The organism is Pseudomonas sp. BAV 4579, from assembly GCF_009765395.1.
Classification (GTDB): domain Bacteria; phylum Pseudomonadota; class Gammaproteobacteria; order Pseudomonadales; family Pseudomonadaceae; genus Chryseomonas; species Chryseomonas aestiva.
Window position 1 is genome coordinate 1 of record NZ_WHOV01000123.1, and the last position, 8,439, is coordinate 8,439.

The window sequence follows — 8,439 nt, forward strand, 5'->3', positions numbered from 1 at the left end:
GTATAAGAGACAGCCGGTGACCACCGCCACCCGCCCGGCCAGGGGCTGGCCGTTCACGGACGACCTCCCAGCCGGCGTACGCGAATGTCCGCCTGCTCCTTGTGCCCGGAGAAATGCTCCAGGGCGCAGAGCCGCGAACACACCTCGCCAATGGCCACGCTGGCGGCATCGGTGAGGATGCGCTGGTAGGTATGGGTCTTGATGAACTTGCCGACCCAGAGCCCGCCGGTATAGCGACCCGCGCCCTGGGTCGGCAGCGTGTGGTTGGTGCCTATCACCTTGTCGCCATAGGCCACGTTGGTACGATGGCCGAGGAAGAGCCCGCCGTAGTTGGTCATGCGCGCGAGGAACCAGTCCGGGTGACGGGTCATGACCTGCACGTGCTCGGAACAGATCCGTTCGGACTCGGCGAGCAACTCCTCGTCGGTGTCGCAGAGGATGATCTCGCCGTAGTCCCGCCAGGCCTGGCTGGCGATGGGCGCGGTGTCCAGCCGGGCGAGCACCTGCTCGATGGCCGCTGGCAATTCATCGGCGATGCGGGCGCTGCTGGTGAGGCAGACCGCCGGCGAGGTGGGGCCGTGCTCGGCCTGCCCGAGCAGATCCACCGCCACCAGTTCGGCGTCCACACTGTCGTCGCAGATCACCAGGGTCTCGGTGGGACCGGCGAAGAGATCGATGCCGACGCGACCATAGAGCTGGCGCTTGGCTTCGGCGACGTAGGCGTTGCCGGGACCGACCAGCATGTCCACCGGGGCGATGCGCTCGGTCCCCAGGGCCATGGCCGCCACGCCCTGAACGCCGCCCATCACGTAGACCTCGTCGGCGCCGGCCAGGGCCATCGCGGCAACGATCTCCGGCGAGGGCTTGCCGGCGAAGGGTGGCGCGCAGGCGATCACCCGCTTGACCCCGGCCACCTTGGCGGTGAGGACACTCATGTGCGCCGAGGCCAGCAGCGGATACTTGCCCCCGGGGATATAGCAACCCACGGAATTGACCGGAATGTTGCGATGCCCCAGCACCACGCCGGGCAGGGTTTCTACCTCGACGTCGCGCAGCGACAACAGTTGCACCTGGGCGAAGCGACGGATCTGCGCCTGGGCGAATTCGATGTCGGCGATCGCCTGGGGCGAGAGGCTGTCGATACAGGCCTGGATCTGTTCGGGCGAGAGGCGAAAATCCTCCGGGGCCCACTTATCGAAGCGCTCGGAGTACTCGCGCAGGGCGGCATCCCCGCGTTGCTCAATGGCACTGAGGATCTCTTCCACGGTGGTACGGACCTGGGCGTTCAGTTCGGCCTTGGCCGCGGCGGGTCGGCCCTGTTTGAGTTGCCGGATCATGTGCAGCTCCTGTTCGGAAAGGTGAGGAAAACTATCGCCAGTGAATCAGCGGCTGACCCGCCACCGGCGCGCGGAAATAGGGAATACGGGTGCCCTGCAGGCTACCGAGGTAGACGGTGCACAGGTCGGGACCGCCAAAGGTGAGGCTGGCTAGCCAGGGCGCCAGGGTGCCGCGCGCGGCCTGCATGATGTCGGGGGTCAGGGTCTTGTCGGCGTAGTGCCGATTGAGACGCGCGGTGGCCTGGGCATCGCCGTCGTCGAGCAGCGTCAGCACCTCGCCCTCGGGGGTCAGGGCGATCAGCTTGTCGCTCATCACCAGGGTCACCCAGAGGTTGCCGTAGGTATCGAAGGCGAACCCATCCGGAAAACCTTCCAGCTCGGCGGGGCCGTACACCTCGCGCTCGCTAAGCGAGCCATCGGGACGCAGCCGCAGCCGGGAAATGCGCTTGACGTTGCTCTCCACCACATAGAGCCACTCTTCGCGATCATCGAAGCGGATCTCGTTGGTGCCGCCGAAGCCCTCGGCGACGATGCGGATGCCCTGCTCGTCGATCACGCCGATGTAGCCATCCAGCACGCCCGAGTTGATGGAATCGGTCCAGGGCTGCTGGGTGGTGGTGACGGTGAACCAGATTCGCCCACGGGAGTCGCGCAGCGGGAAGTTGGTCTTGCCCAGCGGACGGCCAGCGAGATGGTCATGCAGCACCGTCAGCTGGCCGTGGCGATCGAGTCGCTCGATGCGGTCCAGCCCCCAGTTGCAGATGATGAAGTCGCCTTCGGCGGTCAGCGCCAGGCCATTGGGCAGCGAGGCGCCCTGGGACTGCACGTAGCGTTGCTGGAAATCCACCGGCGCGCTGGCCGGGGCATTCGGTGCCAGGAGCTGCTGATTGCCGTCCGGATCGATACGCATCACGCCACCGCGGGCGTCGGCGCTCCACAGGGTTCCGTCGGGCTGGGCGATGATGCATTCGGGACGTTGCAGATCCTGGCCGACGAACTGGATGCTGGCGCGGTCGACCTGCCAGCCCTTGAGGGGATTGCTTGCCATGCTGAGGTCTCGTGCTGAGCCGGATGTCGGGCGCGGGGCCGCGACACGGCAGGAGGTCGCCGGGGCGACGGGGGTCTAGCGAGGCTGCGCGGTCGCTTGGACGGGCTGGAGATTGCGTGCGGCGAAGGACCTGCCGAGGGATGGCGAGAGACGGAACGGTGTCATGGGTAGCTCCCGAATTCTTGTTGTTGTCCGCCGCGTGAGCGGCTGTGATTCGACGGTATGCAGCCCGCAGGTATTTGAGAAATCGTTTGTTGACATACGAGGCATAAGCGCGCTGGATTGATGCCTGGCACCCCATCGCCCACAACAACAGCCCCGGACCGCACCGGAGCCAGGAGTAGCCCATGCGTTTCTATGGTCTGGATCTGAACCTGCTGGTGGTGCTCGATGAGCTACTGGTCGAGCAGAACATCACCCGCGCCGGCGAGCGGCTGTTCCTAAGCCAACCGGCCACCAGTGCCGCCCTCGCCCGGCTGCGCGAGTATTTCCAGGACGAATTGCTGGTACAGAACGGGCGCAAGATGGTCCGCACGCCCAAGGCGGAGGCGCTCAGCCAGCCGATCCGTGACCTGCTGATCCAGCTGCGCTCCACCCTGGACAACCGCCACCCGTTCGACCCGGCGCAGTCGCAGCGCAAGTTCGTACTCATGGCCTCGGACTACATCAGCACCGTGCTGCTGCCCCAGGTCAGCCAAAGACTCAACGAACTCGCGCCGCACGCCAGCCTGGAAATTATCCCGCCCAACGACAATCCGCGGGAGATGATCGAGCGTGGCCATGTCGATCTGCTGGTGCTGCCTTCCACCCACCTTACCGAGGAGCACCCCAGCCAGATCCTGTTCGAGGATAGCTTCGTCTGCATGGTCTGCCGGGACCATCCAGAGGTGGGCGAGAGCCTTTCCTTCGAGCAATACAAGCACCTGGGCCATGTGCTGGCCCGCTGGGGGCTACAGCGCATCCCGTCCGTGGATGAGTGGTTTCTCAATCGCTACAACTCCGAGCGCCGCGTGGAAGTCATCACCAATGCCTTCAGCAAGATGCCGACCTTCCTGCCCGGTACCCGCCGCGTCGCCACCATCCACCTCCGCCTGGCCGAACAATGCGCCCGAGAATTGCCGCTCAGGATCCTGCCGGTACCCTGGGATGCGCCCCCCTTGGTTATGGCGATGCAGTGGAACCGTCACCAGCAACACGACCCCGGACTGAACTGGCTGCGCGAGCTGATCGCCGAGAGCGCCGCGGCCCTGCCCGAGGTGCACCTCGGCGACTGACTCATCGCGAGGCATCCATCGAACGGATGCTTCGTATGCCAAATTAGAATTTCTCGAATGACTCGGTGCTGCGTAGTTTCTCGAAAACGGTCCTGGCCACAGCTGCCAAGGCACTCAGAACAAGAACCAGATCGAGACAACGCCATGTTCCAGCGCCCTTCGCTCCGCCTCGCGCCCGCCCCTGCCGTCGTCGGCTCCCCGCCGCCCTGACCCCTGGCGGTGCGCCGGCGCCTCGAGCCGTCGCCACGCACTCGCCTCGTCAGACTCGAACCAGCCCCCACCCCGGCCGCCGCTGCGGTCGCCGCCGGGTTTCCTACCCGCTCGCCTGGCCGTTCCGCCAGGCCGCCCCTGGAGACATCGCCATGCACATCACCGGTCTCGAATACCTGACGTTCGGCGTCGAGGACCTGGCTGCCGCTCACCAGTACCTTTTGGACTACGGGCTGGATGCCCAGGACTACGATCCCGCGGTCGGCGGCACCTATCTCGCCCTGGACGGCACCGGGGTGATCGTCCGCCACAGCGACCATCCCGGCCTGCCGCCGCTGCCGCCTGGCGCCCACTCACCCTGCCTGCGCGAGACCCACTATGGCGTGGTTGACCAGGCCACCCTGGCGGCCCTGCATGACCTGCTCGGCACCGATCGCGAGGTCAGTTTCGGGGAAGATGGCAGCCTGCACTGTCTGGACGACGCGGGTTTCGCCATCGCCTTCCAGCTGTCCAGGCGCCAGCCGATCCAGGCCCCCTACCTGGGCTTCAACGTCCCCGGCCAGGCACCGGGACGGGCGCCCAACGACTGCGCCGCGGACCCCACCGCACAGATCAAGCCGCGCTCGCTGTCCCACGTGGTCTACTTCGTCGCGGATGCCGCCCGGGCCGAGGCCTTCTACCTGCGCCTGGGCTTCGTGGTTACCGATCGCTTCAACGATCTGGGGCCCTTCCTGCGGCCGGCCGGCACCCAGGAACACCACACCCTGTTCATGCTGCAGAGCCACAACGCCCACATGGTCGGCTGCAACCACTTCACCTTCCATTTCGGCTCCGCCAGCGAGGTCCTGCAACAGGGCTGGCGCTTCCAGCAAAAGGGCTACCAAAGCTTCTGGGGACCGGGCCGCCACGTCATGGGTAGCAACTTCTTCTGGTACTTCAACAGTCCCTTCGGCGCGGCCATGGAGTTCGACGCCGACATGGACCACCACGACGACAGCTGGGTACCGCGGGCCATGGACCCCGGCGCGGAAAACTCCCAGGTGTTCCTCTTCGAGGGGCGTGACAAATGGGCGCCAGGTGAGTGAGACCCCGGACATGGACAACGAACGCCGTCTCTGTCATCGCGACGAACTGCCCGACCAGGGTGCCCGCGGTCTGCTGCGCGAAGGTCGCCACGATCGAGTGTTCGCCGTCCGCCGAGACGACGAGGTGTTCGTCTGGCTCAACGACTGCCCGCACAACCACCGCCCGCTGGAGTACCAGCGCGACCGGTTCCTCTCGGCGGACGGCCAGCACATCGTCTGCTACGCCCATTCGGCGCATTTCGAACTGCGTAGCGGCCTGTGCTTCGCCGGCCCCTGCGTCGGTCGCTACCTGACCGAGGTTCCTTCGCGAGTGGACGCCGCAGGCGTGGTCTGGATAGCCGCCGAGCTGCCCTTACCCAAACACGAGTCGCCCCTCTCTTTCTAGTCTTGCCTGCACGAGGTCTATCCCATGTTCCAGTACTTCCCCTCCAACTATGTCTGGAGTCTCTCGACGATGATCGCCCTGACCCATGGCGGCAACATCGGCGAGGTAGACGCCATGTGCGCGCCGCTACGCGATGCCGCCCTGGGCGGTGACGATCCCGGTACCGTGGCCTTCTATGCGGCCTGGAAAGATGGCGGCGACCGTCTGGTGCAGCTTTCCGAAGAGGACCTGGCACGCGGGCGCCGCCTATCTGCAGGTGAAAAGCTGGGTCGCGCAGCCCTCTATTACGGCATCGCCGAGCGGATGCAGGCGCATGGCTTCGCGCATCGCCTGGCGCTGTACCAGCGCTCGCTGGAGTTGTTCGAACGCTCCCGGCAGCTCGGCCGGGAGAATTGCCAGCGCGTGGAGATCCCCTATGGCGACGCGCACCTCAGTGCCCTGTACGTACGCGCCGAGGGCCTGCCGCCTGGTGCTAAGGCGCCCATCGTGGTGGTCATGAACGGCCTCGACAGCACCAAGGAGATGCTGCAGAAGAGCGTCATGGGGCGGCATTTCCCCCAGCGCGGACTGTCCGCCCTTTTCGTCGATCAACCGGGAACGGGCGAAGCGCTGCGCCTGCAAGGCTTGCCTGCGCGTTTCGACAGCGAAGCCTGGGCATCGCCCATCGTCGACTGGCTGGAACGTCACCCGGAAGTGGACGCCACGCGCATCGGCGCCTTCGGGGTCTCCCTGGGCGGTTACTACTGTCCACGGGCGGTCGCCTTCGAGCCGCGCTTCGCCTGTGGCGCGGTCTGGGGCGCCAATCACGACTGGCGTGCCGTGCAGCAGGCGCGGCGGCGCCGTGAGGGAGAGAATCCGGTGCCTCACTACTGGCAACACGTGCAGTGGGTCTTCGGCGCCAAGGATCTCGACGACTTCCTGACCAAGGCCGAGGCCATGCACCTGGACGGCATCCTGGACCGTGTCCGGGTGCCCTTCCTGGTCACCCATGGCGAGCACGACCGGCAGATTCCGCTGCACTACGCCCAGCGGACCTACGACCAGTTGGTGAACAGCCCGGACCGGGAACTGCTGGTGTTCACCGCGCGCGAAGGGGGTGTTGAGCATAGCTCCTTGGACAACCCCAACAACGCCGGCAATCTCATCGCCGACTGGCTGGCCGAACGGCTGGGTGGCGTCGTCGCCTGATCCACAGGAGAAGCATCATGGCTCTTATCGAGAACGCGCTGATCGTCGGTGGCGGGATCGGCGGAATGAGCGCCGCGATCCAGCTGCGCAAGCAGGGCATCGGGGTGGAACTGGTCGAGATCAATCCCGCCTGGGCGCCGGACGGTGCCGGTATCACCATCAGCGGACCCAGCCTGCGCGCACTGCGCGAGATCGGCGTGGTGGATGAGGTCTTGCGCCGCGGCGGCTGGTGGCGCGCCATCGACCTGCGCAATGCCCAGGGCGAGTTGCTCCGCACCGTGCCCCTCGCGCCGGCGGTCGGCGCCGAGGACCTGCCCAGCGCGGCAGGCATCCCACGCCCTGTGCTGGCCGATATTCTCGCGACCGCCACCCGCGCCGCGGGTGCCACCGTCCGGCTCGGCACCAGCTTCGAACGTCTTGCCCAGGACGCGGATGGTGTGGACGTGCTGTTCAGCGATGGCAGTGAGCGTCGCTACGACCTGGTGATAGGCGCCGACGGCGTCAATTCCGCGCTCCGCCGCCTAGTGTTGCCGGACTTCGCCGGCCCGGTGTTCACCGGCCAGGGCTGCTGGCGGCTCATCGTGCCGCGACTGCACGAGAACTCCACCATGTACCTGAGCGACCGGATCAAGGCCGGGGTCAACCCCATCAGCCCCGACCGCTGCTATCTCTACCTGCTGGACCGACGCGACGGGCAGGAATTCATACCGCCCGCAGCCTGGCCGGAAATTCTCGCCGAACTCCTGACACCCTTCAGCGGGGAACTGGCCGATATCCGCCGTGGCCTGCTGGACGGGAGCCTACCCGACCCTCAGCTGCTCTATCGTCCTCTGGCCGGCCATATGATCCCCGCCCCCTGGCACCGCGGACGGCTGGTCCTGCTGGGCGACACGGTCCACGCCACTACACCGCAACTAGCCTCAGGCGCCGGTATCGCCATGGAAGGGGCGATCATCCTGGCCGAGGAGTTGGCGCGGCGCCATTCCCTGGCGGGCGCCCTGAGTGCCTATGCCGGCCGCCACTATGATCGAGCCAGTCTGGTGGTGGAGGCCTCGTCTCAGTTGGGACGCATAGAACAGCAAGGTGGCGGCGCCCAGGCCCACGCCCAGGTGATGCACCAAACTCTAGAACTGCTGCGCTTGCCGATCTGATCCTCCCTGCGCGGGGAGATGCGCGCTCGCAGACCGAATAAGCTCAGCCGCCCCCGCCTGTTGCACAACTTGCTTTAGCTGATGTTCGAGTGCTTCGTCCTGCCAGACAGCGATGCCGTCGGATTCAAACTGCACGGTACGTCCTGAACAGATGAGCATCTGAACCAGCTTGAAGGCTTCGGACTAGCGGCCCTACAGGCCAAGCAACACGAAGAGGGCTTCATGCCGGAGACCATACGGGTGCTCAGCCTGGCGGGCCAGGCCGACGTCAGGATTCTGATCCTTGATCCCAATGGCTTCCTGCTCGAAGGCCTGCCTCAGTTCTAAACCCCCCTATCAGGCCTATTGACCAGCTAAAGCGCCGCTTTCAGAATTCATCGCACATGCCGCTGACGTTGTCAGCCATGCCCAGGTGGTCAGGATCTCAAGACCACGGCGCCCCGCGCTGATCCAACCCCAAGCTTGCCGAGCATCCGGTAGCGCAAGCGGTCGGCTCCGCCGATGGATGCACCTCTCACCGTTTTCTCCCACAGGGTACCCATCCCCTGCTGGGCATGGCGTGCCCCTTATTCACGAGGACCGCCATGATCAAGATCCCCGGCCACCTGGCCAACACCGCCGGCGCTAAGCGCGTCGACGTCGGCATCACCCAGGTCAACATGGGCTGGAACGGGCATCGCTTCGGCCGCGGCGTCTCGCCCTGCGAGGCGCTCAACCCCTACAAGAACCTGGAAGTCGCAGCGCAGATGCTCGCCGAGCTG

The 8,439-nt window shown here is 65.9% G+C and carries 7 protein-coding genes and 1 pseudogene; 6 read left to right on the forward strand and 2 right to left on the reverse strand.

The window, feature by feature from the left end:
* Positions 1–53 precede the first annotated feature (53 nt).
* On the reverse strand, positions 54–1,337 hold the full coding sequence (hisD, locus tag GSQ95_RS20400) for a histidinol dehydrogenase (protein WP_158894514.1): 1,284 nt from the start codon (positions 1,335–1,337) through the stop codon (positions 54–56).
* Positions 1,338–1,368: 31 nt separating this feature from the next.
* Entirely contained in the window at positions 1,369–2,385 is a 1,017-nt protein-coding gene (locus tag GSQ95_RS20405) for an SMP-30/gluconolactonase/LRE family protein (protein ID WP_158894517.1), read from the reverse strand.
* Positions 2,386–2,732: 347 nt separating this feature from the next.
* Here GSQ95_RS20405 and GSQ95_RS20410 point away from each other — a divergent pair, with 347 nt between their 5' ends.
* The 6 genes and pseudogenes from GSQ95_RS20410 to GSQ95_RS26655 all read left to right on the forward strand — a co-directional run.
* Positions 2,733–3,659, forward strand: a complete 927-nt coding sequence (locus GSQ95_RS20410; RefSeq protein ID WP_158894520.1) for a LysR family transcriptional regulator — start codon at positions 2,733–2,735, stop codon at positions 3,657–3,659.
* Positions 3,660–4,021: 362 nt separating this feature from the next.
* Positions 4,022–4,954: a VOC family protein gene (locus tag GSQ95_RS20415; RefSeq protein ID WP_158895747.1), complete on the forward strand. Its 933-nt coding sequence runs from the start codon at positions 4,022–4,024 to the stop codon at positions 4,952–4,954.
* Positions 4,947–5,339, forward strand: a complete 393-nt coding sequence (locus tag GSQ95_RS20420) for a Rieske 2Fe-2S domain-containing protein (protein ID WP_256664669.1) — start codon at positions 4,947–4,949, stop codon at positions 5,337–5,339. The genes GSQ95_RS20415 and GSQ95_RS20420 overlap by 8 nt, the downstream gene beginning before the upstream one ends.
* 24 nt (positions 5,340–5,363) lie before the next feature.
* Positions 5,364–6,527 carry a S9 family peptidase gene (locus tag GSQ95_RS20425; RefSeq protein WP_158895749.1) on the forward strand — a complete coding sequence of 388 codons (1,164 nt, stop codon included), beginning with the start codon at positions 5,364–5,366 and terminating at the stop codon, positions 6,525–6,527.
* A 17-nt stretch (positions 6,528–6,544) separates the two neighbouring features.
* Positions 6,545–7,678: an FAD-dependent oxidoreductase gene (locus GSQ95_RS20430; protein ID WP_158895751.1), complete on the forward strand. Its 1,134-nt coding sequence runs from the start codon at positions 6,545–6,547 to the stop codon at positions 7,676–7,678.
* Positions 7,679–8,295: 617 nt separating this feature from the next.
* Positions 8,296–8,439 (forward strand): annotated as a pseudogene (locus GSQ95_RS26655) (lytic transglycosylase domain-containing protein); the annotation flags it as partial.

What these genes read in the sequence shown, in the direction of transcription:
- GSQ95_RS20430 (WP_158895751.1), top strand. Translation starts at nt 6,545, where the DNA reads ATGGCTCTTATCGAGAACGCGCTGATCGTCGGTGGCGGGATCGGCGGA.
- hisD (WP_158894514.1), bottom strand. Translation starts at nt 1,337, where the DNA reads ATGATCCGGCAACTCAAACAGGGCCGACCCGCCGCGGCCAAGGCCGAA.
- GSQ95_RS20410 (WP_158894520.1), top strand. Translation starts at nt 2,733, where the DNA reads ATGCGTTTCTATGGTCTGGATCTGAACCTGCTGGTGGTGCTCGATGAG.
- GSQ95_RS20415 (WP_158895747.1), top strand. Translation starts at nt 4,022, where the DNA reads ATGCACATCACCGGTCTCGAATACCTGACGTTCGGCGTCGAGGACCTG.
- GSQ95_RS20425 (WP_158895749.1), top strand. Translation starts at nt 5,364, where the DNA reads ATGTTCCAGTACTTCCCCTCCAACTATGTCTGGAGTCTCTCGACGATG.
- GSQ95_RS20405 (WP_158894517.1), bottom strand. Translation starts at nt 2,385, where the DNA reads ATGGCAAGCAATCCCCTCAAGGGCTGGCAGGTCGACCGCGCCAGCATC.